Source organism: Methanoculleus formosensis (genome assembly GCF_025384765.1).
GTDB classification, from domain to species: Archaea; Halobacteriota; Methanomicrobia; order Methanomicrobiales; family Methanoculleaceae; genus Methanoculleus; species Methanoculleus formosensis.
Genome location: NZ_VHLL01000004.1, coordinates 57978 through 79094 on the forward strand (window position 1 = coordinate 57978; position 21117 = coordinate 79094).

The 21117-nt window shown below is 63.8% G+C and carries 27 protein-coding genes and 1 tRNA gene; 5 read left to right on the forward strand and 23 right to left on the reverse strand.

Annotation, left to right across the window (positions count from 1 at the left end; genetic code table 11):
* Both FKB36_RS08370 and FKB36_RS08375 read right to left on the reverse strand, forming a co-directional pair.
* Complete coding sequence (locus FKB36_RS08370; protein ID WP_261597606.1) at nucleotides 1–429, reverse strand: universal stress protein; 429 nt, start codon at nucleotides 427–429, stop codon at nucleotides 1–3.
* Nucleotides 430–465: 36 nt separating this feature from the next.
* The gene (locus FKB36_RS08375; RefSeq protein ID WP_261597607.1) at nucleotides 466–1512 is read right to left on the reverse strand and encodes an amidohydrolase family protein; all 1047 of its coding nucleotides are present in this window, start codon (nucleotides 1510–1512) and stop codon (nucleotides 466–468) included.
* Between the two features lie 44 nt (nucleotides 1513–1556).
* Here FKB36_RS08375 and FKB36_RS08380 point away from each other — a divergent pair, with 44 nt between their 5' ends.
* Complete coding sequence (locus tag FKB36_RS08380) at nucleotides 1557–1715, forward strand: preprotein translocase subunit Sec61beta (protein ID WP_261597608.1); 159 nt, start codon at nucleotides 1557–1559, stop codon at nucleotides 1713–1715.
* Here FKB36_RS08380 and FKB36_RS08385 read toward each other — a convergent pair.
* Together FKB36_RS08385 and FKB36_RS08390 are read right to left on the reverse strand one after the other, a co-directional pair.
* Nucleotides 1712–2461: a coenzyme F420-0:L-glutamate ligase gene (locus FKB36_RS08385; RefSeq protein WP_261597609.1), complete on the reverse strand. Its 750-nt coding sequence runs from the start codon at nucleotides 2459–2461 to the stop codon at nucleotides 1712–1714. The two genes, FKB36_RS08380 and FKB36_RS08385, sit on opposite strands and share 4 nt — an antisense overlap.
* A 542-nt stretch (nucleotides 2462–3003) precedes the next feature.
* On the reverse strand, nucleotides 3004–4275 hold the full coding sequence (locus FKB36_RS08390; RefSeq protein ID WP_261597610.1) for a glycosyltransferase: 1272 nt from the start codon (nucleotides 4273–4275) through the stop codon (nucleotides 3004–3006).
* 81 nt (nucleotides 4276–4356) lie between these two features.
* Here FKB36_RS08390 and FKB36_RS08395 point away from each other — a divergent pair, with 81 nt between their 5' ends.
* The 3 genes from FKB36_RS08395 to FKB36_RS08405 all read left to right on the forward strand — a co-directional run bounded on the left by FKB36_RS08395 (nucleotide 4357) and on the right by FKB36_RS08405 (nucleotide 8255).
* Complete coding sequence (locus FKB36_RS08395; RefSeq protein ID WP_261597611.1) at nucleotides 4357–5904, forward strand: FAD-dependent oxidoreductase; 1548 nt, start codon at nucleotides 4357–4359, stop codon at nucleotides 5902–5904.
* An 86-nt stretch (nucleotides 5905–5990) separates the two neighbouring features.
* Complete coding sequence (locus FKB36_RS08400; protein ID WP_261597612.1) at nucleotides 5991–7532, forward strand: FAD-dependent oxidoreductase; 1542 nt, start codon at nucleotides 5991–5993, stop codon at nucleotides 7530–7532.
* A gap of 456 nt (nucleotides 7533–7988) precedes the next feature.
* Nucleotides 7989–8255: a DUF1922 domain-containing protein gene (locus tag FKB36_RS08405; protein WP_261597613.1), complete on the forward strand. Its 267-nt coding sequence runs from the start codon at nucleotides 7989–7991 to the stop codon at nucleotides 8253–8255.
* 149 nt (nucleotides 8256–8404) lie between these two features.
* Here the strand turns inward: FKB36_RS08405 and FKB36_RS08410 are convergent, their stop codons facing one another.
* The 18 genes from FKB36_RS08410 to FKB36_RS08495 are packed head-to-tail and all read right to left on the reverse strand — an operon-like array spanning nucleotide 8405 to nucleotide 19271.
* Complete coding sequence (locus FKB36_RS08410) at nucleotides 8405–9172, reverse strand: formylmethanofuran dehydrogenase subunit C (RefSeq protein WP_261597614.1); 768 nt, start codon at nucleotides 9170–9172, stop codon at nucleotides 8405–8407.
* Nucleotides 9169–10869 (reverse strand): formylmethanofuran dehydrogenase subunit A, encoded by a 1701-nt coding sequence (locus FKB36_RS08415; protein WP_261597615.1) that lies wholly within the window; start codon nucleotides 10867–10869, stop codon nucleotides 9169–9171. The genes FKB36_RS08410 and FKB36_RS08415 overlap by 4 nt, the downstream gene beginning before the upstream one ends.
* 2 nt (nucleotides 10870–10871) lie before the next feature.
* Complete coding sequence (locus tag FKB36_RS08420; protein ID WP_261597616.1) at nucleotides 10872–12155, reverse strand: formylmethanofuran dehydrogenase subunit B; 1284 nt, start codon at nucleotides 12153–12155, stop codon at nucleotides 10872–10874.
* Nucleotides 12145–12534 (reverse strand): molybdopterin dinucleotide binding domain-containing protein, encoded by a 390-nt coding sequence (locus FKB36_RS08425; RefSeq protein ID WP_261597617.1) that lies wholly within the window; start codon nucleotides 12532–12534, stop codon nucleotides 12145–12147. Before FKB36_RS08425 ends, FKB36_RS08420 begins: the two co-directional genes overlap by 11 nt.
* On the reverse strand, nucleotides 12531–13139 hold the full coding sequence (locus FKB36_RS08430) for a 4Fe-4S binding protein (protein WP_261597618.1): 609 nt from the start codon (nucleotides 13137–13139) through the stop codon (nucleotides 12531–12533). Before FKB36_RS08430 ends, FKB36_RS08425 begins: the two co-directional genes overlap by 4 nt.
* Before the next feature lie 4 nt (nucleotides 13140–13143).
* Nucleotides 13144–14232, reverse strand: coding sequence for a hydrogenase large subunit (locus tag FKB36_RS08435; RefSeq protein WP_261597619.1), 1089 nt, complete (start codon nucleotides 14230–14232; stop codon nucleotides 13144–13146).
* Entirely contained in the window at nucleotides 14229–14684 is a 456-nt protein-coding gene (locus tag FKB36_RS08440) for an NADH-quinone oxidoreductase subunit B family protein (protein ID WP_261597620.1), read from the reverse strand. The genes FKB36_RS08435 and FKB36_RS08440 overlap by 4 nt, the downstream gene beginning before the upstream one ends.
* Nucleotides 14681–15064 carry a DUF1959 domain-containing protein gene (locus FKB36_RS08445; RefSeq protein ID WP_261597621.1) on the reverse strand — a complete coding sequence of 128 codons (384 nt, stop codon included), beginning with the start codon at nucleotides 15062–15064 and terminating at the stop codon, nucleotides 14681–14683. The genes FKB36_RS08440 and FKB36_RS08445 overlap by 4 nt, the downstream gene beginning before the upstream one ends.
* Nucleotides 15061–15312: a hypothetical protein gene (locus tag FKB36_RS08450; protein WP_261597622.1), complete on the reverse strand. Its 252-nt coding sequence runs from the start codon at nucleotides 15310–15312 to the stop codon at nucleotides 15061–15063. The genes FKB36_RS08445 and FKB36_RS08450 overlap by 4 nt, the downstream gene beginning before the upstream one ends.
* The gene (locus FKB36_RS08455; protein WP_261597623.1) at nucleotides 15309–16154 is read right to left on the reverse strand and encodes a respiratory chain complex I subunit 1 family protein; all 846 of its coding nucleotides are present in this window, start codon (nucleotides 16152–16154) and stop codon (nucleotides 15309–15311) included. Before FKB36_RS08455 ends, FKB36_RS08450 begins: the two co-directional genes overlap by 4 nt.
* A gap of 1 nt (nucleotide 16155) precedes the next feature.
* Entirely contained in the window at nucleotides 16156–16359 is a 204-nt protein-coding gene (locus FKB36_RS08460) for a hypothetical protein (RefSeq protein ID WP_261597624.1), read from the reverse strand.
* 5 nt (nucleotides 16360–16364) lie between these two features.
* Nucleotides 16365–17033, reverse strand: coding sequence for a hypothetical protein (locus FKB36_RS08465; protein WP_261597625.1), 669 nt, complete (start codon nucleotides 17031–17033; stop codon nucleotides 16365–16367).
* Entirely contained in the window at nucleotides 17026–17628 is a 603-nt protein-coding gene (locus FKB36_RS08470) for an EhaG family protein (protein WP_261597626.1), read from the reverse strand. The genes FKB36_RS08465 and FKB36_RS08470 overlap by 8 nt, the downstream gene beginning before the upstream one ends.
* Nucleotides 17628–18092: an EhaF family protein gene (locus tag FKB36_RS08475; RefSeq protein ID WP_261597627.1), complete on the reverse strand. Its 465-nt coding sequence runs from the start codon at nucleotides 18090–18092 to the stop codon at nucleotides 17628–17630. The genes FKB36_RS08470 and FKB36_RS08475 overlap by 1 nt, the downstream gene beginning before the upstream one ends.
* The gene (locus FKB36_RS08480) at nucleotides 18089–18328 is read right to left on the reverse strand and encodes an EhaE family protein (RefSeq protein ID WP_261597628.1); all 240 of its coding nucleotides are present in this window, start codon (nucleotides 18326–18328) and stop codon (nucleotides 18089–18091) included. The genes FKB36_RS08475 and FKB36_RS08480 overlap by 4 nt, the downstream gene beginning before the upstream one ends.
* Nucleotides 18318–18554 (reverse strand): EhaD family protein, encoded by a 237-nt coding sequence (locus FKB36_RS08485; protein WP_261597629.1) that lies wholly within the window; start codon nucleotides 18552–18554, stop codon nucleotides 18318–18320. The genes FKB36_RS08480 and FKB36_RS08485 overlap by 11 nt, the downstream gene beginning before the upstream one ends.
* Nucleotides 18547–18789, reverse strand: a complete 243-nt coding sequence (locus tag FKB36_RS08490; RefSeq protein WP_261597630.1) for a DUF2109 domain-containing protein — start codon at nucleotides 18787–18789, stop codon at nucleotides 18547–18549. Before FKB36_RS08490 ends, FKB36_RS08485 begins: the two co-directional genes overlap by 8 nt.
* Nucleotides 18786–19271 carry a hypothetical protein gene (locus FKB36_RS08495; RefSeq protein ID WP_261597631.1) on the reverse strand — a complete coding sequence of 162 codons (486 nt, stop codon included), beginning with the start codon at nucleotides 19269–19271 and terminating at the stop codon, nucleotides 18786–18788. Before FKB36_RS08495 ends, FKB36_RS08490 begins: the two co-directional genes overlap by 4 nt.
* Nucleotides 19272–19615: 344 nt before the next feature.
* Here FKB36_RS08495 and FKB36_RS08500 point away from each other — a divergent pair.
* Nucleotides 19616–19700: transfer RNA gene (locus FKB36_RS08500), tRNA-Leu, on the forward strand.
* A 106-nt stretch (nucleotides 19701–19806) separates the two neighbouring features.
* Here FKB36_RS08500 and FKB36_RS08505 read toward each other — a convergent pair.
* The gene (locus FKB36_RS08505) at nucleotides 19807–21117 is read right to left on the reverse strand and encodes a DUF7017 domain-containing protein (protein ID WP_261597632.1); all 1311 of its coding nucleotides are present in this window, start codon (nucleotides 21115–21117) and stop codon (nucleotides 19807–19809) included.

Here is a 21117-nt window from a genome sequence, read left to right on the forward strand (position 1 = left end):
TTATGATCTCACCACCGTTGTCGTGATGGGACTGTTCTGCACCACGTAGTCGGTCACGCTCCCGAGCAGGAGCCGGTCGACACCGCTCTTCCCGTATGAGCCGAGGACGATGAGATCGGCCCCCAGCTCTTCGGCGAGAGCGACGATCTGGGAACCTGCGTGCCCCTGCTGGAGGTGCGTGACGAGCGAGACGCCCGCTGCATCCGCCTTATTCCGGGCCTTTCCAAGGATATCCTCGCCCTCCTTCTGCAAAACACTGTAGATGATCTCGAGTGTGTTGTCCATGGGGAGGGAAGTAAATAGCCCGGATTCGACCACATACACAACGTGAACTTCGGCTTTCCACATGGCGGCCTCACCGAGCGCCATCTCGAATGCCCGGTCGGCCGGTTCAGAGCCGTCTATAGCGACAAGTATCTTACGGAACATACACACCACGCAGAATAGGTACTCTTCATCTGGTTTCTATTGCAGGGTTAAAACTGTTTGGCAAATAGATGAGGAATCCAGCCGTTTTACGATGGTCGCACGAACATCCCGGCTGAAGGAGATATTCTTTTCCAGCGGATTTATGACCAGGAAATTCGCTTTCTGCCCTTCCTCAAGGTATCCGGATGCGCCCACTATCCCGGCACCGGAGATCGCGGCCCGGAGGATCTCGTCGGGGGGCGCGCGGTATACCGTCGCGGCAAACGCCATCTCCCGGAGCATATCGGGCTGGACGAACATCACGTTGTCCGTCCCGAGGTGGAGCGTTCCCCCGAGTTCAAGTATGCGCGCAACGGGCGGGTGGGCAGACGACGCCGCGACCCCCAGCAGCCAGTTCGATCGCGGGCAGACGACGATGGGGATCCCCATATCGACGATCCGGCGGAGCTGGGCATCCGTCGCGTGAGTGCAGTGAACGAGCAGGTCGGGCTCGAACGCGAGCGCGTCGTCGAGATCGCCGGGTCTCCTCTCGGCGGCGTGGAAGGCGACGAGTTTTCCTCCGGCCCGCGCGTTCCTGACGATCTCTTCGGCGTTCGCTACGTCGTGAACGCTGCTGATGCCCGCCCCGTCGCTCACCTCCTCGCCGCCTTCGCGGCCGAGGATGACCGGGCGGCAGTCGAGACCGGACGCCGCCTCGCGGAGCGCCGCAACCCCGTCGGCACCTCCTTCGCGGAAGTCGGCAAACCCGGTCGTCCCGGTGGCGATCATCGCGCTGATGCTCGACCGCATCCCCCGGACGAGTTCAGCCCGCGGGGTCTTTGCGAGGATCCGGTGCTTCAACCCGTTCGGGGGTTTGACGAGGTCGGCGAGGCTGCCCCGGGCGGGGAGATCCATCGCGACGGTGTCGCCGAGATGCGTGTGGGCGTTAAAGAAGGCGGGCACGATCCACCTCTCGGGTATCCGGGAGACAGGCTCTATCGAGGTGACGATCCCCTCCGAGACGGTGATGGTGACATCCTCTTCCCGGAGGTCTTCGCCGAGGAGCGCCCGGCCGGTGACGATGTAGGGTGAGACTTCCTGCATGGTCGAACCTCTGTTTTATATATCGTAAAGGAGAATATTTCAGTATGGCGAAGAAATCTGGCGGAAGACTGGTATCCTCTGCCGGCCTGGTCAATTACTATGACAGCGACGATCACCGGGCCATCCACATCGACCCGAAAGTCGTTATCGTCCTGACCATCGTGACCGGAGCGGCAATTTTTGTCCTCAATGCTCTCTTCTAATCCTTTTTGTTCTCCTTCAGGGCGGCCCTGACGACGTCCTCCTCCCGTGTGAAGTAAACGTTGTCGTGCCCGTTCCACGTCCGGCAATTCCGGAAGACCACCGCAGGCACGCCCTGGTGGCTCTCGCCCATGACGAAGTTCGCGAAGGCCGCGATCTCGTCGACGACCGCTTCTTCGGTGATCTCGAGGACGTGGCCGAAGAGGTCGGTGTCGCCCCGGTAGTCGTCGATGGCCGTCATCCCTGCCCAGCCGATGGCGATGCCGGTCTGGCCGCGGCGGAACGCCCGCCCGCAGGTGTCGGTGACGATCACCCGGACGTCCTTTCCGGTGATGCGGTGGATGGCGTCCCGGAGTTCGGCGGCGGCACCCATGGGGTCGGGCGGAAGGACGATCAGCCGGCCGTCTTCGATGTTGCTGTGGTCGACGCCCGCCCGGACACCGATGTGGCCGGACGGCAGTTCTGAGAGGATGAACGGGTATTCGAGCAGGATATCGGTGGACGAGTCCAGCACCGCCTGGACGAAGCGCGGGTCTTCCTTCGTCTTTGCCGCGATCCGCATGGCTTCTGCACCCGGGACGATGGCGGCGAGTTCGCGGGTGAAACCTTTTGCCTTCGAGTAGACAGACGAGGCGACGGTGAGGATGTCCCCGTCCTCGAACGCGACCCTCTCACAGATCAGGGCGGGAAGGTCGTCTCCTCGCTGGATCAGGGGAAGGTCTTGAACACCGATTACCTGAATATCCATTGGACTCACGGATAGTGGTCGTCTCCGCATGCAGAAAAAGGCTCGGGTTTCTCTCGCAAGGGCCTCTGCCGAATTGTGGGGATTATTTCTGGTTCCGGCCGGGCGCGGCGGACGGGGAGGCCCGGGCATGAGCACCGATAGGCGTGGGTTGCGAAGGATGGGATGACAGGAGTTCGAGAAGGCCGATGACCTTCGCTGTGCGACAGACTAAACAGCCGAAGCGAGAAACAAGCCCGGTATAGTGGACCGTGGTGGCTATCGCCACGCACTGCCCCCGCCCCTTGGGGCGGGGGAGGAGGCCGAAGGCCGGGTGGGGTGGGGTCACAGATTAGCTTTACGGGGTAGAAGTAGAGACAGGGGAGGGGGAATGCTCCCCCCTCCCCGTCAGCCCCTCCCCCAATGGCGATATTCCCACGGAATCCGTGCCGGGGAAGCAATCCAGATGCCACGTATGAACGCCGCTGGTGCGAGCACCGTTAGGCGTGAGGCAGGGGAGCCCGCGCCCGGGATCGCCGATAATCCACTCCCCCACCGCCCACCGCTCACCCGCATGACAACCCCACGCCCTCCCTCAGCCGGAACTCCGGCTCGAACGCGGCGATCAGGTCGAGGTACTGCTCGACGGTGCGGGTGAAGAGGAAGCGCTCCCGCACCCTCTCGCGCGCTGCACGTCCGAGCTGCTCTGCGAGATCGGGGTCGCGGAGGAGCCGGACGATCCGCTCCGCCGCCTCATCGACGGATGAGACCAGAAACCCGCTCTCCCCATCCTCGATCTGATGGCGGATGCCGCCGACGTTCCCGCCGATCACCGCCGCGCCCTTCCACATCGCCTCCGATACCGTCAGCCCGAACCCCTCCCGGAGGGACTTCTGCAGGACGACCGCCGCCCGCCGCTGGAGGGCGTTCACCAGCGCCCCGTCCTGAACGCTTTTTACAATGATCCGCTCGTTACGGTGAGTGAGGAGCGACCGGTAGACCTCGGCGCCCTCCGGGTCGTCGGTTGCGACGTTCCCGACGAGGACCAGGGTGCACTCCTCCTCCTTCCTCGCCTTCTCAAACGCCCGGATGACGCCCAGGGGGTCCTTCCAGCGGTCGAACCGGGAGACCTGAACGACCAGGGGGAGGTCGGTCGGGATGCCGTAGTGCTCGAGGCGCTCATCGATGGCGCTCTCGGAAAGTTCCCGGTTCACGATGGAGAAGGGATCGATCCCGGGCGTGAAGAAGACCTGCGGCCTCCTGAGATCCCGCAGGTACTCCCCGCAGGAGAGGATGACGGCGTCGTACCGCTCGATGAACGGGACGAGGTAGTCCCAGACCTCACGATTCGGTGCGGTGAGGTCGAGGTGGCAGCGCCACACCCAGGGGCATTTCTTCCGGTAATGGGTGATCAGCGGGAGCGGCTGTGGGTCGTGGACGAAGACCATGTCGTGGTCGATATGGTTCCTCACGGCGTTCTCGTGGATGACGTCCTCGTAGATCTCCTTCTTCCGGCCGGAGAGGTTGATCTCTGCCCCCTGGAGGGCGTTATGAAACTTCTTTGTCACGCTGAAGAAGTCCGGGGGGCCGTGGATGACGCGCCACCCGGTCTCTATGCCGAGGCTGTTTGTCAGGAGCGTCAGGGATGAGAGGATCTGGGAGACTCCTCCGCCGTAGTAGGTGGAGTTCATGTGCAGGACGTGCATGTCGTGGAGCGGCCGTGCCTTCGCCTCGATGCGGCGTACGACCTCTTTTCCGACGTACTGTTCGTAGTCCCCGATGGTGTGAATCACGCTCATCCCGATCGCCCCTGCATCGAAGCGTTCGCTCTTATGCATACCGGTGGGTCCCGGCAGATGACGGTCCTGCATAACGATATATAGGTGCCGCGGCACCCACCAGCGAAGAGAGGAAGAAGCATGGAAGAGGCACCGGAACGAGACGAGAGTCTGCCGGGAAGGGCAGAGTCGTACTGGATGGCCACCTCGCCGGAGACGGGGTTTCCGCCGCTCGACGGGGACGGGCGCGTGGACGTCACGGTGATCGGCGGCGGGATAGCGGGCATCACCACGGCGTTTCTGCTGAAGAAGGCGAGGCTGACCGTCGCCCTCATCGACGCCTACCGGATTGTAACAGGCGCCACCGGCCATACAACGGCGAAGGTCACGGTGCTCCACCGGCTGATCTACGCCGACCTGATCGACCGGTTTGGGGGTAGATTGGCCCGGCAGTATGCCGCTGCGAACCGGGCGGGGGTCGAGACGGTCGCGTCCCTCGTCCGGGAGTACGACATCCCGTGCAGTTTCGAGCGGAAACCTGCCTACACCTACGCGGAGTCGGAAGAGGAGCGGGAGAAGGTCATGGCCGAGGTTGACGCGGCACGGCACCTCGGGCTTCCTGCGGCGTTCACGGAGGACGTCCCGCTGCCGGGAGAGAGCCACGGGGCGGTGGTCCTCGAAGGCCAGGCGCAGTTTCACCCGCGTAACTACCTCCTGCTCCTCGCCGGACACCTCCCCGGGGAGGGGAGTTACGTCTTTGAGATGACGAGAGCCGTAGGCATCGAGGAGCGGGCGGACGGCGTCGCGGTGAAGACCGACCGCGGCACACTCCACTCCGGTCACGCGGTTCTCGCGACCCACTACCCCATCTATGACCGTCCCGGTGCATACTACGCCCGGATGCAACCGTCGCGGTCTTACGCGCTCGGCGTCCGGATCGACGAGCCGTTCCCAAACGGGATCTTCATCAACGCGAGCGACCCCGTTCACTCGTGGCGGTCACAGCCCGCGGCCGACGGCGACCTCGTCATCGTCACCGGCGCGGCGCACGGCACCGGGCAGGTGACCGATACCCGGGCGCATTACCGCGACCTCGAGGCCTACGCCCGGTCGGTCTACCCGGTGAGATCGGTCGACTACCACTGGTCGGCGCAGGACTACATAACGGCCGACCGCGTCCCCTACATCGGCCGCCTTGCCGGGGGGCACGACCGGATCTATGTCGCAACGGGGTTTTGCAAATGGGGGATGGCCGCCGGCACCGCGGCGGGGATGATCCTCACCGACCTGATCCGGGGGCGCGAGAACCCCTGGGCGGAGGTCTTCGACCCCTCCCGGTTCCGGGAGCAGCCGGAGTTCCCCGACCGGGTGCAAAAGAAGATCGAGGCCGCGGGAGGGGCGATCGAGGTCGATGCGGCCGGTTTCGACCGGGAGGTCGCGGCGATACCGCCCGGGGAGGGGAAGGTCGTCGAGGTGGGAGGGCAGCGAGTCGCGGTCTTCCGCGACGACCGCGGCGGGGTCCGCCCGCTGGACCCGACCTGCATGCACATGGGCTGCACCGTCGCGTGGAACAACGCGGAGAAGTCCTGGGACTGCCCCTGCCACGGTTCCCGCTACGCCGCCGACGGGAGGGTGATCGAGAGCCCGACAGTGAGGAACCTGCGGAGGAAAGAGGTCGTGCGGCGGTAACTCCGGGGCGGGAGGGGGGCGGTGCGCTGCACCGTACTCCGGCCCCATACCCAGACTATATATGCTCCCGGCGGAAGGGGGCGGGCATGGAGCATTGGCCGGGAGCATATGGCCTGCCGGGAAAGGCGGAGTCGTACTGGATGGAGACTACCGCGGCGGAGACGCCGCATCCCTCGCTACCGGGGAACCTGGAGACCGACGTGGCGGTCGTGGGCGGGGGTATCGTCGGGATCACCGCCGCCGTCCTGCTCAAGCAGGCGGGCTACGCGGTCGCCCTGATCGACGGTGACCGGGTCGCAGGAGGGGTGACCGGGCATACGACGGCGAAGGTCACGGCGCTCCACCGGTTGATCTACACCGAACTCATCGACCGGTTCGGGGGCAGGCTGGCACAGCAGTATGCCGAAGCGAACCAGGCGGCGATCGAGGCGATAGCATCGATCGCCCGGGAGCACACCATCGCCTGCGACTTTGTCCGAAAACCGGCCTATACCTACGCGGAGACGGAAGAGGAGCGGGAGAAGGTCGCGGCCGAGGCGGATGCGGCACGGAGTCTCGGGCTACCGGCCACGTTCGTCGAGGAGATCCCGCTCCCCGCCCGGAGTTACGGCGCGGTGGTCATGGAGAACCAGGCGCAGTTCCACCCGGTAAAGTACCTCCTGCACCTGGCGTCGCTGATCCCTGGCGACGGGAGCGGGATCTACGAGAAGACCCGGGCGTTCGAGGTGCAGGACGGGGGAGGCCGCTGCACGGTCAGGACGACGTCGGGAACCGTCACGGCAGAGAGCGTGATCCTCGCGACCCATTACCCCTTCTACGATGCGCCCGGGTTCTACTTCGCCCGGATGGAGCCGTCGCGCTCCTACGCGCTCGGTGTCCGGATCGACGAGCCGTTCCCGGACGGCCTCTTCATCAACGCGAGCAATCCCACCCACTCCTGGCGGTCGCAGCCCACGGCCGACGGCGGCGAACTCGTCATCGTCGGCGGCATGGAGCACCGGACCGGCGAGGGCGTGGACACGCGGAGGCACTACCGCGACCTCGAGGCCTACGCCAGGTCGGTCTACCCGGTAACGTCCGTCGACTACCGGTGGTCGGCGCAGGACTACATCACCATCGACGGCGTCCCTTACATCGGCCGACTCGCCGACGGCCACGAGAACGTCTACATCGCGACCGGACTGCGGAAGTGGGGGATGACCAACGGCACCGCGGCCGCAACGATCATCACCGACATGATCCGGGGGCGCGAGAACCCCTGGGCGGAGGTCTACGCCCCCAACCGGTTCAAACCGGCGGCATCTGCCCGGCGGTTCCTCGCGCACAACATCGAGGTCGCCGAGAAGTACATCGGCGGCGCGATATCCCGGCCGGCCGGGGACCTCGCGGACGTCGCGCCCGGCGAGGGGAGGATCCTGATGATCGAGGGGAAGAAGGCCGGCGTCTTCCGGGACGAGAAAGGGCGGGTCCACGCGGTCAACCCCACCTGCACCCACCTCGGATGCGTCGCTGCGTGGAACAGCGCCGAAGAGACCTGGGACTGCCCCTGCCACGGCTCGCGCTACGATGCCGACGGAAGGGTGATCCACGGGCCGGCGGTGAAGGATCTTGCGCCGCGGGAGGGGTGAATTTCTGCCCGAGGGAGAGCGATGCCATGTAGATTTCAGGCGCTCAGACTTGTCACGATTTGTCGCTTGCTCTCCCATGCACGGATTCCGAGAGGCTATCGCCATGCACTGCCCGCCCCCCCAGGGGGGGCGGGAGGAGCGCGCAGCGCGGGCGGTGGGGGGTTACAGGCAAGTTTCTAAAGTGGAGACAGGGGAGGGGGGATGCTCCCCCCTCCCCGCGAGCCGCCTCCCCCAATGGCGATATCCGATGGAAAGCCGTGTTAAAAAGGTGACCGAGGTCTCCCCTTCAAGCATCACATTTTCGGCAGTCGCACCTCACTGCCCTCGGGTATTCTAACCCCCGCTCGGGAAAGATGTATTCTCGGGACTATCCCCACCCGGAGAACAGACACCCTCCCCAAGCAAAAACAGGATGGATAACTATAAATCCGCCCGCCCGCACAACTCCCAGTAATCATGTATCTCGTCATTCGCTGTCCGGGCTGCAAGACCTTCAACTATGTGGACCGCTATCAGCGCTGGAGGCTCTGCCCGATGTGCGGCGAGGTGATCAACGTCGGCCGTGCACCGGTCTACCTGGACGCCGACGACTTCCTGGATGCAGAACGGGTGGTGGAGCAGCTCGAGTCCTACCTGCACCAGACCGGGAAAAAAGATCTCACCGAACAGGACATCCGCCAGCTAAGGGCGCAGTATGCCCGGTGGGTGAAGAACCGGGCCTGATCACCAGAGACGCCCGCAGCCCGGGCAGAGCATGCTCACTCTTCTTCCACAGTGCGGGCAGTAAAGACCCGTGCGCTCGTTGCTTTCCAGCGGTCGCCCACACCGCTTGCAGTGGATCGGGGCCTCGAACCCACACTCGTGCCTGACCATCAGTCCAGATATTCGTAGTCCTTCACAAAAAGGTTTCCTTTCCCGCGGTTTGCAAGATCGCCGGTAAACTGGATAAGCGTGCGCCCTTCGTGCTGCACCGTCCCGACCTTCCTGAACGTGGGGATCATCCCCCGCGCAGTCCCGTAGACGTAGCAGGAGCCTCCCTTCATGTTCGCGGCCGGACGGCTGCAGTTCCCGTGGACGACGAGCGTGCCGCTGTGTATCTCCGCTCCGGCCATATCCCCGGCATCGCCGTGCACGACCACCGTGCCGCCGGCGAGACTCTCCGCGAGGAAATCCCCGGCGCGGCCGAAGACCTCCACGGTGCCTCCCTTCATCCCTTTCCGGCCGCCGCGGTATCCCGAGGCGCAGTAGTCGGCGACGTCGCCCCGGCAGACGATGGTCCCGCCCGCCATCTCCCGCCCGAGCCAGCCGTCGGCGTTCCCGTGGACCTCGATCGTCCCGCCGCTCATGAAGTTACCGCAGTGCATCCCGATGCCGCCGAGGACTGTGATCCTGCCGGCATCCATGTACTCGCCGACCCTCTTCAACCGGCAGGTGTCGCCCGATAAGACGACCTCGACATCTTCCGCCCGGTCGGCGCTCCCCTCCACCGAGACCGAGAAGGCCTCATCGAGCCGGAGCTCACGGTTTCCCCGCCAGACCGAGAGGTCGGTGCCGGAGAGGAAGTTCTTCGGGACGATCGACTCCGCCTCGATGGGGATGAACCCCTTCGTCATGGGTTTCATCGCGAGCGTGACCTTCATAGGTCGGCCTCCGTCTCGATGCACCGGCTCCGGGTCAGGTACTCATCCTGCACCGGGTAGTTCCTCATGCGGACGGTGTAGTAGCGGTCGAACTTCTCGATGAAGTCTGGATCCTTCCCCATATCGTAGTTCTCCGGAACCTTTGGTCTGACCCAGAACGTGGCGTTGCTCCCGTGCACCAGGCACTCGCCCCGCCGGGCGACGACCCTGCCCCGCTTGATCGTGTACTCGGTCTGGCTGAACCCGTCGATCACCTTCTGGTACTCGGCTGCGGGGTCCACCTCGTCGATCCTGAGCGGATAGATGGCGACGTCCGCATCGGCGCCGGGAGCGAGGTGTCCTTTCCCGAGATCCTGGATCCCGAGCGCCCTCGCGCCACCCGCCCGGGTCATCACCGCGATCTCGTGCCAGTCGAGTTCGCGCTCGATCGCCGGCAGGGGCACCCGTGATTCGGTATCGGGGTGAACCGTCGCGAACTCAGCGTCGCGATACCTCTTGCTCATCAGGAGGGCGATGATCTCCGGGTATTTGACGAACGGCGCCCCGTTCGGGTTGTCCGTCGTGAGCAGGCACTGCCAGGGGCTCTTCGTGAGGAGCGCGAGCTCGAGGCCGATCGCCCACATGATCGAGTTGACCAGGTTCTTGCGCCGATAGATGACCGGGATGATCCCCGAGCCCGTCTCGAGTTCCACATCGTGGTTGCTCCACTTGTCGTGGTGGAGGCGGTAGAGGTTGAACTCCATCGGCCCGTCGGCGGTCATCGTCGTCGTCCGGCCGAACATCACCTGCCCCATATCGATGACGATCTGCGGGCGCATGTTGACGTAGTTCGCGATCGGCTCGCTCTTCGAGCAGAAGTCCTTCCACCCCGACCCGCCGTAGGCGTGGAACTGGACATGGGTCGCGTACAGCGTCTGCCGCTTCTTGTTCAGGTCCGGGATGAGGCCGAACGACCCGAGCGTACAGGTGTAGTTCCCCGGGGTGCCGAGGTTATTGCAGTGGAGGTGCACCGAGTGCGGGAGGTGCAGGAGTTCGTTCGCCTCCACGACCGACCGGATGATCTCGGCCGGCGTCACCTCGAAGTAGGGCACCGGGTCGCGGATGCAGGTGACGTTCTTGCCCCACTGCCAGGCCTCGGTGCCGCCGGGGTTCGTGAGTTTGACGCCGAACCCTTTTACGGCCGAAAGCGTCCAGGCGATGATGGCGGCGACCCGTTTCGTATCGCCGTCGCGGATCGCCTCCAGGATCCCCCAGTTCCCGTCGAAGAGGGTGTTCGCCATCGTGTCCTGCAGCGGCGTGTAGGAGAACTCCTCGTGGGTGTGCCGTGCCTCCAGCGGCGCCATCGCGCCCTCGAGCAGGGTGGTGTAGCCCATCACGCTGTAGCGGTAACTGTTGCCGTAGGTCGTCGGGACGCTGTAGCCGGACGTGGCGTGCATCGCCCCCTGGCGTGGCGTCCTCCCCGCCCGCATATCCTCCGGGCTCATGTAGCGCCCGAAGTTCACCTTCGTCCCGCAGATATGGGTGTGCGAGTCGATCCCGCCCGGCATCGTGAGCATCCCGCGAGCGTCGACCACCTCCGCGGCATCGCTCACCTCCTCGACGATCTTCCCATTGCGGATGGCGATGTCCATCACCTCGCCGTTGATACCCCGGAGGGGGTCGATCACGCAGGCGTTCTTCACCAGGAGTTCGGTCATGGTCAGGAAGCCTCCTGCATCAGGGCGTACATCCGGGAGAGAACCTCCTCGTCGGAGAGGTAGTCAGTCGAGAGGACCCGCCGCGTCCGGATCGGCACCCCGTCCATCCGGTAGGCCGTTCCCTCCGCGTCGATCCCGGTCACCGCGACCGGGATCTGGACGTTGCAGAACGCGGTGGTGGCGTTCGGGTAGGGGTCGAGCTGGACGACCGGGATATCGGCGAGGTGCTCCAGGCACCTTCGCGGGAAGTGGGCGGCCGGATCGCTCCCGACGATCAGCGCCGCGTCGCACTCTTTGCGGGCGAGGATGTCCACCGCCGTCGTCTCTCCCGGGTTGTAGAAGGCGATCCCCCGGGAGAAGTCGATCCCGAAGGGATACCCGGTCATCCAGGTGTTCACTTCGTTCGACCCGTAGACGTTGTAGTGGCCGCGCATCGCCGAGATGGTGAACTTCGTGTGCCGGTTCAGCTCCGATATGAGTTCGATGGCGTTCCTGATGTTCTTGTACTTCCCCTGCGTCATCGTGAGACCGAGGCCGAAGTAGACCGCCCCGAACTTCGCGGATTTACAGAGGTTCGCCACCCGGACGAGCTGAGCGCGGGTGACGCCCGCGACCGTCCGCGGGATGGTGTCCACCTTCCCCTGGACGATCGCCCGGAGCGCCGAGAGGACCGCATAGTCCCCGCCGGGCTTGATCTGGATGAACTCATCGGCTATGTTCGCGGTCTCGGTCTTCCTGACGTCGACGACGATCACCTTCCGGTCGCGGAAGGCGTTCTCAAGGAAGAACCCTTCCGCGTACCGCGTGTAACGCGAAAGGTGCCGGGGATGGGCGTCGATCGGGTTCGACCCCCAGTATATGACGAGATCCGCCCGGTTCTTCACCACACCGAGGGTGCATCCCGGGTGCCCGACCTCCTGGATAGCGAGGATCGAGGGGCCGTGGCAGACCGAGGAAGTGTTGTCGATGACCCCGTGGATGAGTTCGGCCATATGCACCCCCACGCACTGTGCCTCCCCGTGGGTGCCGCTCCACCCATACAGGAGCGGGCGTTCGGCAGATAGAAGCATATCGGCGGCGTACCGGATCGCCTCATCGTAGGTGATATCCTTCCAGCGGTTCCCGTCGCGCAGGATCGGGTTCTTCATCCTCTTCTCGCCCATGAACTTCGTCATCCCGAGTTCGCAGGCGTTCGTGACGGCGACCACCCGGTTCCCTTCGACCTCCACCTCGATGTCGTCGCAGAGGCATCCGCAGAACGGGCAGACCGCGTCCTTAACTATCATAGGCAAGGCCTCCCAGGTCTTCCATCAGTTCGTGAACCAGTTTCGGTGCTTCGTCGGTCGGCTCGATCTCCACCATGTGGGACTTGAAGTCCGGCATCCCGGTGGAGCGGGTGCCGGCGGCGACGATGTGGTTGGCGTACGGCCCGTAGGGGACGAAGACAGTGCCCATCTCCACCTCGACCGATGCGGAGACCCGCATCACGACATCGCCGCACGGCCCGGTCACCCGGACGGTATCCCCGTCGTCGAGGCCGAGTTCCATCATATCGAACTCGTGCATGAAGCAGGTCGAGGTCTCTGCTGCGTATTCGGGCGACGTCTTGTTCTCGACGGTCACGCCCTGGTTCACCGTTCTGCCGGTGATCATGAGGAATTTCATGCCTCCGCCTCCCCGATCTGCACCCCTTCCACCATCCGGGCGACCCGGATCGCACGGTTCGGGCAGTTGAGTTCGCAGGTCTTGCACCCCGTGCACTTCTCCTCGTGGAGGATCCGCACCCGGCCGGCCTCGACCCGCATGATCACCTCGTCGCTTGAGGATGTCCCGGACCCTGCAAGCTGCGGATCGATCTCCCGGTTGACCGGGCAGGAGACGCAACAGTTCCCGCACCGCATGCAGATCTTGTCGTCGATCTCCAGGCGGTACCACGACCAGAGCGCCGTCCCGTCGCGGGCCGTGACGTCGAGGATCCGGCCGCTCGCAAGGACGGCCTCGGGGCACGCCTCGACGCAGAGGCCGCACCGGATGCAGTGGCCGGGGTAGATCTCCGGCTCCCACCCGTCCCTCGTGCGGAGAACAGCGATCGCATCGGGCGCGGGGCAGATCATCATGCAGGAGAGGCATGCCACGCACTCGTTCCCCGTCAGGGACGGATAGTCCTTGAAGTAGGAGGGGGTCTCGAGCGGCGCGGTCTTCGCGAAGAAGAACTTCCGGATCCATTCCGGCCGGAGGAACTCTCGCAGGTAGTAGACGATCGATCGCATCTCTTCACCTCTCGTTGCACGCGATGCAGGGGTCGCTGCTGATGAACGTCGACGTCACGTCGGCGATCGACGAGGCGTCCTTGATCATCTCGTGGGCGCAGGCCTCGATGTTCATGACCGAGGGCGTCCGGATCGCAATATCGATCACCCTGCCGTAGTCGTCGGTCTTGATGGCGTAGGTCAGCTCGCCCCGGGGGGCTTCGCCGGCATACGACGTCTCGCCCGCCTTGCAGAACCCGCCGCCCCGGATGGGGCCGTCGGGGAGCGTCTCGATGCACTTTCGTATCAGGTCGATGCTCTGGAAGACCTCCTGGAACCTGACCATCACCCGGGCGAAGTTGTCGCCCTCCGTCCGGGTTATCTGGGTAAACCCGAGCGCCCGGTAGGTCGGGTGGCGGAGGCGGAGATCGCAGTCCTCGACCCCGCTCGCCCGGGCGGTGGGGCCAACGGTGTGGGCCCGGATCGCGTCTTCCCGGCTCATGTACCCGATCCCCTTGCTCCTGAGCGCGATCAGCGGGCCGGTCTCGAAGATCCGGGTGTGCCGCTTCATCTCCTCCTCCACCTTCATGAGGTCGACGAGCATCGCCGTAGCGTCCTCGGGAAGGAGATCGAACCGGACACCGCCGGGAATCATGTAGGCGGTGTTGATCCGGGAGCCCGTGAGCCGCTCCAGATTGTCGAGCACCGTCTCCCGGGTGTTTAAGAGGTACATCGCGAGCGTCTCGTGCTCGATCGTGTAGCAGTAGGAGAAGTTCGCGAGGATGTGGCTTGCCATCCGGTCGAGTTCGTTCGCGATGACCCGGAGGTAGGCCGCCCGCGGCGGGACGGTTATATCGCTGATCTCCTCCATCGCCTCGATGAAGACCATGTTGTGGATGACCGAGCAGATGCCGCAGACACGTTCCGCAAGGAACATCACCTCCTGCCAGGGGCGGCCGCGCATGATCCGCTCGATCCCCTTCTTCATGTAACCGAGCTCGACCTCGGCGCGGAGCACCCGCTCGCCCGCCGTCTCGCACTTGATGCGGACGGGCTCCTTCCAGCAGGGATGCATCGGGCCGAGCGGGATGGATACGTCGACAGTCTTCTTCATGGCTGTTTCTCCTCGTAGTCCTTGAATATCAACGGTGCGACCGAGAGTATGGCGTTCAATATCTCCGTAGGGCGGGGCGGGCAGCCCGGCACCTGTGCAGCTATAGGTATGTACTTCTCGACGGGAGGGCTCGTCAAGGTACCCCTCCTGTTATAGACGCACCCCGATATGGGGCAGTTCCCGATGGCGACGGCCACTTTCGGCTCCGGGATCTTCTCCCATATATCGTGGAGTTTGTCCACCCACTGCGGGGTGACGGAACCGATCACCAGGAGGACGTCGGCCTCCCGGGGGTTGTTGTGGACGTAGATGCCGTACTGCTCGATGTCGTAGCGCGGCGCGAGGCAGGCGAGCACCTCGATATCGCAGCCGTTGCACGACCCGACGTCGACGTAACTCACGTGGATCGACCGCGAGCGGACGGTGTTCTTGATCTTCTGGAGGATGCTCATGAGAGGACCGCCTCCCGGATCCGTTCTCTTCCTCTCGCGATCGCCTCTTCAAAGGGTATCTCTTGTGTCATTGCTGTCGTTTCGCTGTAGATCGTCTGCATTGTTTCCGTATCCAAGAGGGGTATGAACCGGGTGAAGAGTTCGCAACCGAGTTCTTCCGCTACCGCATCGCCGTTATCGGCGTGCTCCTGCCCCATCTGCCACCGGGACTCCAGGTTCTCGAGGAGCGACATGTCGAACCGCCGAAGTATCGTCCGCCGGAGTTTCGCTTCACCCATACCGAGCCGCTCTGCGATCGCGTGGACGGTCTCGTCGTGTCTTGTACTCGTCAGGATGTTGTACTTCATCTGCCGGAGGTCTTTTTCGTAGAGGTACTTCACGCGATCATCCCCAGTGCGTGCGCCGTCGCGTAGACGAGGAACCCGAGCACCATCACCCAGAGCAGCACCATCTCGGCGCGTTTCAGGGTGAGTTCGTCGCGCACCCAGGTGAGGGCCGTGACGGCGACGAGCAGGACGGTCCCCACCAGCGCCTGGTCGGCCACGCTCCAGTTCCGGGCGGCCTGGGCGATGAATACCACGACGTAGAATGCCGCTGCCGCGACGAACAGGAGCCTCAGGGCGCTCATCCCATCACCACCGCGAGAATAACGATGTATATGACGAGCGCACCCGTCACCAGGCTCTGTATCGTCACGGTGTCGTAGGGCGAGAGCATGGGGGTGACCGCGCAGACGAACGAGAGCGAGATCAAGAGCAGAAGCATCAGGATGAGGGTCAGCCAGAGCGGCAGCGCCCCGATGAAGATGAGGACGAACGCGTAGAGGAGCACGTAGGTCTTGAGGGCGTACGCCACCTCGAGCGCGGCGCGCCAGACACCGAAGTGCTCGGTCATGTTCCCGCTCACGATCTCCTTCGCCTCGATGATCGAGAAGGGGCCGTAGTGCATCTTGGAGAGGATCACCAGGTACATCGCGACGGCCGCCGGGAACGCGACGATGAGGAGCGGGCCGTTCATCTCCTGGTAGGCCGTGATCTCCGCGATCGAGAGCGAGCCGGTGAAGAAGTAGATCGCGACGACGGTGACGAGGAGCGGCAGCTCCGACGCCGCCGATATGACTGACCGGATGGCCCCGAACTTCGTGTACGGGGAGCCCGTCGAGAGCCCCATCCCGTGCTCCACGATCTTGTGGAGGAGGTAGATCGCAAAGAGGAGCAGGATGCTCCCGCCGGTGAGGAGGATGAAGAGGGCTCCGCTCCAGATGGCGATGGCGACGAAGACGATCCCGACAAAGAGCGCCCGGCTGGCCGTCTTCGGTATCCAGGTCTCCTTGAAGGAGAACTTCAGGGCATGCAGGATCTCCTGCCAGATCGGCGGTCCGGGCCGTCCCTGGACTCTCGCGATGACTTTCCGGTGGATGCCGTGGAAGAGCAGGCCGATGAAGGTGGCAAAGAGCAGGTATTCGATCATGTCAGTATCCTATGAACGGGATATCTTCTTCTCCGGATTTTGCGCTCCACCACAGTGCGATGAAGATGACGAAGACCGGGAACGCGACGACCGCGACGAGCTCCGCGGCCAGAACCGGGAGGTAGCCGAGAGCGGCAGAGAGACTCGCCGCCGCCGCGATCACGCCTGCGGCGAGCCCGACAATCAGTGCAGTCCGTTTCTTCATGGCAATCACATCGATATGACGATCTCCATTACGCGCAGGAAGAGGAGGAGCGAGCTGACGTGCACCATCAGGATGAACGGCGCTCCCTGCGCTCTCGTGATCTCCGCCTTTGCTATGTAGAACGGCGCCATCCCCTCTCCCATGACGCCGAGAACCAGGAACGCCTTCGCGATGAGGGGGACCGCCACCGCGCCGCCGAAGAGTTCCCACATGCTCAGCGTGCCGGTGCTGGAAAGGATGATCGCCGCGCCGCCGAAGAGCGGGACGGTGGCGAGCATCGCGACGATGCCGTACTGGAACGCGGCGTTTAAGACGTGCCGGTTCCGGTAGGCCGCGACGATACCGATGTTCGTGATCCCTATCATCGAGGCGAAGAGGGTGAAGTTGAAGACGTCCCCGGTCACCATCGCCCCGAGCGTGGCAAGGCCGCATGCGATCGCCATGAACCGCTGGAACCGCAGGAGGTCCGGATCGACCTCCTTCGTGTAGTAGGCGTCGCCGCCGAACGCGATGTCCACCTGCCGCTCGGGGCGGCTCACGATGACGAGGACCGTGAAGAGGACGGCGAAGGCGAAGAGAAGCGCCGTGTAGGGGCTGAAATAGGCGACGATGTCGCCGAACTCCAGCACGAAGAGTTCCGGCCCGCCGATGTGCGGCGTCGGGAGATTAAACATCCGGACCACCCCGCCGCATCGTCCCCACGAGGGACATCTTCGCCATCACCTTGACGAGGATCGCGCCTCCCGCCATCATCACCCCGAAGAACCAGTACTGGGGGAGGAACATGAAGATCAAGAACGCCGCGATCCAGATCGCCCAGGCGTAGCCGCTCACGGTCTCGATCAGTTCGAACTGCTCGTTGTGCCCCCGGCACATGAAGTAGAAGACCGCACCGACCGCGGCGATGGCTCCGCCGGTGAATCCCGAGAGGATGATGCCGTGGGCGACCAGGATGAGGGCGAGGATGCCCGGGGCACTCTCCATCACCTCAAGCCGGAACGCCGGCCCTGTCGGCTCTTTGAGCCCCTCTCTCGCGATGTAGACCTCCGAGACCGCCAGCAGCTCCGATATCCCGACGACGAGCCCCGGGAGGATGAGCGCCTCGGCAAGGTCGGTGGCGACGAGCGCGATCAGGACGAGGCCGAGGACTTCCGCGAGGTCGACGAGGAGGATCCGCTGCAGGTCGTCCTTCTCCCGGACGAGAGCGGTAAACCCGATGATGATCGCGGCAGCGACGACGACGAGGCCGACCGGGTAGGCGATCTCCATCAGTCATCCCTCCTGAAGAGATAACTCGCGATCGCGAACGCCACGAAGAGGATGCTCGTCTCGACGACGGTGTCGAAGCCCCGGGTGTTGTAGAGGATCTCGTCGATGATGCCGCCCGGGTGGGCGACGATCGTCGTCCCCATATGGTGCGTGGTATCGGCGAGCCACTGGCTGAACGGGGTCAGGTAGGTGGTCACGTAGCCGGCGTAAGGAGAGTTCTCCGGGTACTGCGACTTCACCGGGGTCGTGCCGAACGGCACGCCGCCCCGGTCGTAGGGGTCGAGGGAACTTGCCGGGTTGAGCATCTTCGGGTAGAGCTGGTCGTCGTGGTAGGCGATGAACGGCAGGGTGACGAGGCCGAGCACGGCGACGACGACCACAAGAAGCGCGTAGAGAGCGGTGAGGTTCTCGACCCGTGAGATCGTCGCGGATATCCGGGTGATGATCGACCGGTCCGGCGTCATTCTGCCGCCTCCTTGCGCTCGATGACCCGGACGAGGACGAAGGTCGAGATCGCCGTGACCCCGATGAACGTCAGCAGGGCGAGCATCTCGTCGTAGGCGAGCATGATGAGGAGGAGGCCGAACCCGGGGATCTCAAGGTGGATCAGCCGGGCGAGGTAGGTCTTCTCGCGCGGGAACCCGGCGGCGATCACCCCGATGATGAGGATGATGCACCCGAGGATGAACTCAGGAGTCACGGGTATCCCTCCTCGTGAGCGGCAGCACGATGATCGTCGTGATCGGGACGATCAGGCTGACGGCGATGAGGACGTCCAGGTAGCCACGGACGGCGATGAACGGCACGACGCCGCCGTAGATGATTCCGAGGGCGATCAGTTTGTCGAAGCGGTCGCGCTGGAAGTAAACGCTCACCGCGCCGATGAGCGCCACGGCGGCGAAGAGGAGGACGACGACGTCATCCACGCCGTTCACCCCCCGCGTAGGTGCTCGCCAGGGCGTTCGCCTCGAGCGTCGAGCCGACGAAGTAGGCCGCGGCCGCGGCGAGGGCGAGCGGGTGGTCGAGCAGCAGGACGATTGCTCCCGCGACGGCGAAGTTCATGACGTTCACGTAAGGAAGCTTTCTCCCCGTGTTCTTCTCAAGCGTCGCCCTGATGACGGCAAAGACCGCTATTACGGCGACGATATAGAGCGCGATCACTCTCTCACCCTCCAGAGCCGGCCAAGGAGCCGGCTCGCGTGGGCATGGGAGAGCCCCTGGACAGTGAGGATGGCGATGACCATCCCTGCGATGAAGTCCGTCGCGGCGAACCCGACCTGGGTGAAGCCGTAGATGACGAACGTGGCGAGGACCGCTCCGGTGGTTCCGGCGTAGCCGGGATCGTAACAGATGCGGTTGCCGATGAAGACGAGCGCGGCCGCCGCGAGCCCGCCGGGGATGCCGGCGACGTAGACGCCGCAGGCGGCGAGGAGCGTCCCGGCCGAGGCGTCGGGGGAGCAGACGATGTTCCCCATCATGGTGCCGCCGGCGAGATCGCCGCCGCCGGCTTCGATATCCCGGGCAATGGCGGTGGCTCCGACGACGCCTCCCGTCTCCGGCAGCTTGAAGAAAATATCGACGGCTACGAAGAGGATCCAGCTGACAATCGCCGCTGCCAGGATGTGGAGGAACTCGCCCAGCATTTCAGTTCAACTACAGGAAACTACGGTCGATCAATCCAATAAAGGTTTTGTTGTTACCATTCCGGGCGCGATTTTGCCCAAATACACCGGAGGCGCGTCTCCGGTACGACGGCCCCGGGTAACTATTGTATGTAATGTAATGGGTCTTTATAAACAATATATCTTTCCGCGCATCGTTACGGGGCTGGGTCCCGCCGTCATTGTTGGATTCAGGGTCCGGGGCAGAGTTTGCCGGAGCAGGTTCAGGGGTGCCGCGAGGGGGCGCCGGGCGGACTTTCTCACCGGTCGCAAGGCCCATGCGCCGGGAACAAATATAATGCTCGCGGCGCCGACATATATGCCACGCGGGGGTTGCCGAGCCAGGTCAAAGGCGCTGGATTTAGGGTCCAGTCTTGAAGAAGTTCAAGGGTTCGAATCCCTTCCCCCGCATTACCGATTTTTGTGTAGGCATCACGCCGGCAGGCGATGCCCCCGGATGTCTGCCGGCCGCGCCTCTCTTCACGCGCTCTCGTTCCTGTGCCGTTTTCGGCTCACCCTATCTTGCTGCAGTATCATCCATCGGTCGGACGTTCACCGCCTTTGCAGCCCACTCGTTCTTCTTCCGGTTAAACGACGGAACAACATCGAATACAACCAGGCTCCGGTCTTCCGGGGCCCAGGTGAGCTCGTTCTTGAATCCGATGTATCCGTCAGCGTCCGGCGGGTTGATGAAGAAGTACTCGCGCTCCGGATGCCCGAGATAGATCCTGCCAACTACCCCCTCTGCAAGCGGCTTTTCCCGCTCATACTGCGCCGTCATGGAACCCTGCTCGGTTTCGCAGCTGCTCCAGTGGCGGCTGCACCGATAGGTGAGTTCCTCGACGGAGTCCTCGATCGAAGAGATGCCGTTCTCATTGAGGCGCTGCTGCAGCTCGGCAGGGACGGACCATGAGTTTCGCATCCGGATGGCCGTTGCCAGCGTATAGTGGTCGCGGGCCGCGTCCAGGCGACCGACCTGCTTGAAGATGTCGCCCATCTCCATGAAGTATCCGACCATGAACTCCGGGCGCTGCCCTGCCTTCACGGCCCGGGCCATCAGTGCCAGCGCCTCTTCCGGGCGCCCGAGCTGGTGAACGACCTTCCCGTACTCAAAGAGATGGTAGAAGTCCGGCCGGACGTTCCGGCAGAGTTCATCAAACGTTTCTGCCGCTTTTTCGTACTCGCCGATGCCTGCATATGCTGTGGCGAGGTCGTATGCAAAGAATTTGTACTGGTTGGGGAACTTCTCGATCGCATCACGGCAGAGGGGAAGGGCTTCTTGTGCGCGCCCGGTGCCGATGAGCCCCATGTTCCGGTAGTGATACCAGCGGGCAAGGTAACTCCAGCCTTCTTTTCCGTCGGGAAGTTTCATCCCTGCCGGGCTGAGCAGCGACGGATCGACCCGGGACGTCCATGCTGCCAGTGTATTCCAGTCTTTGGCCTCCTTTGCCGGCCTCATGATGGCGAAGGCGATATGGCTCACCGCCTGTGGGGGCGGGTTTCTGGAGAGGGCCTTCTCTCCGCAGGCATGGAGCACCGGGACAGATGCCCCGTTCTCTGCCATCCCCTTGACGTAGTCGGCGTATGTCCACGCGACCTCAAGGTTTACCCAGTTATGATCGGGGTAATGCGCGGCGATATCGTCGGCAAAGGTCATCGCCTCGTTGATGGGGCGCAGTTTCCGGAGACAGTGCAGCAGGCCTGCAGCAGTAAATCCATCGTGATGCTGGCCGTCCCAGAGCTCACGATAGATCTCCAGGGCATCCTTATACATTCCGTTCTTTCTCAGTTTGTTTGCTTCCCGTGAGCGGTCTTCAGGGGTATCCAT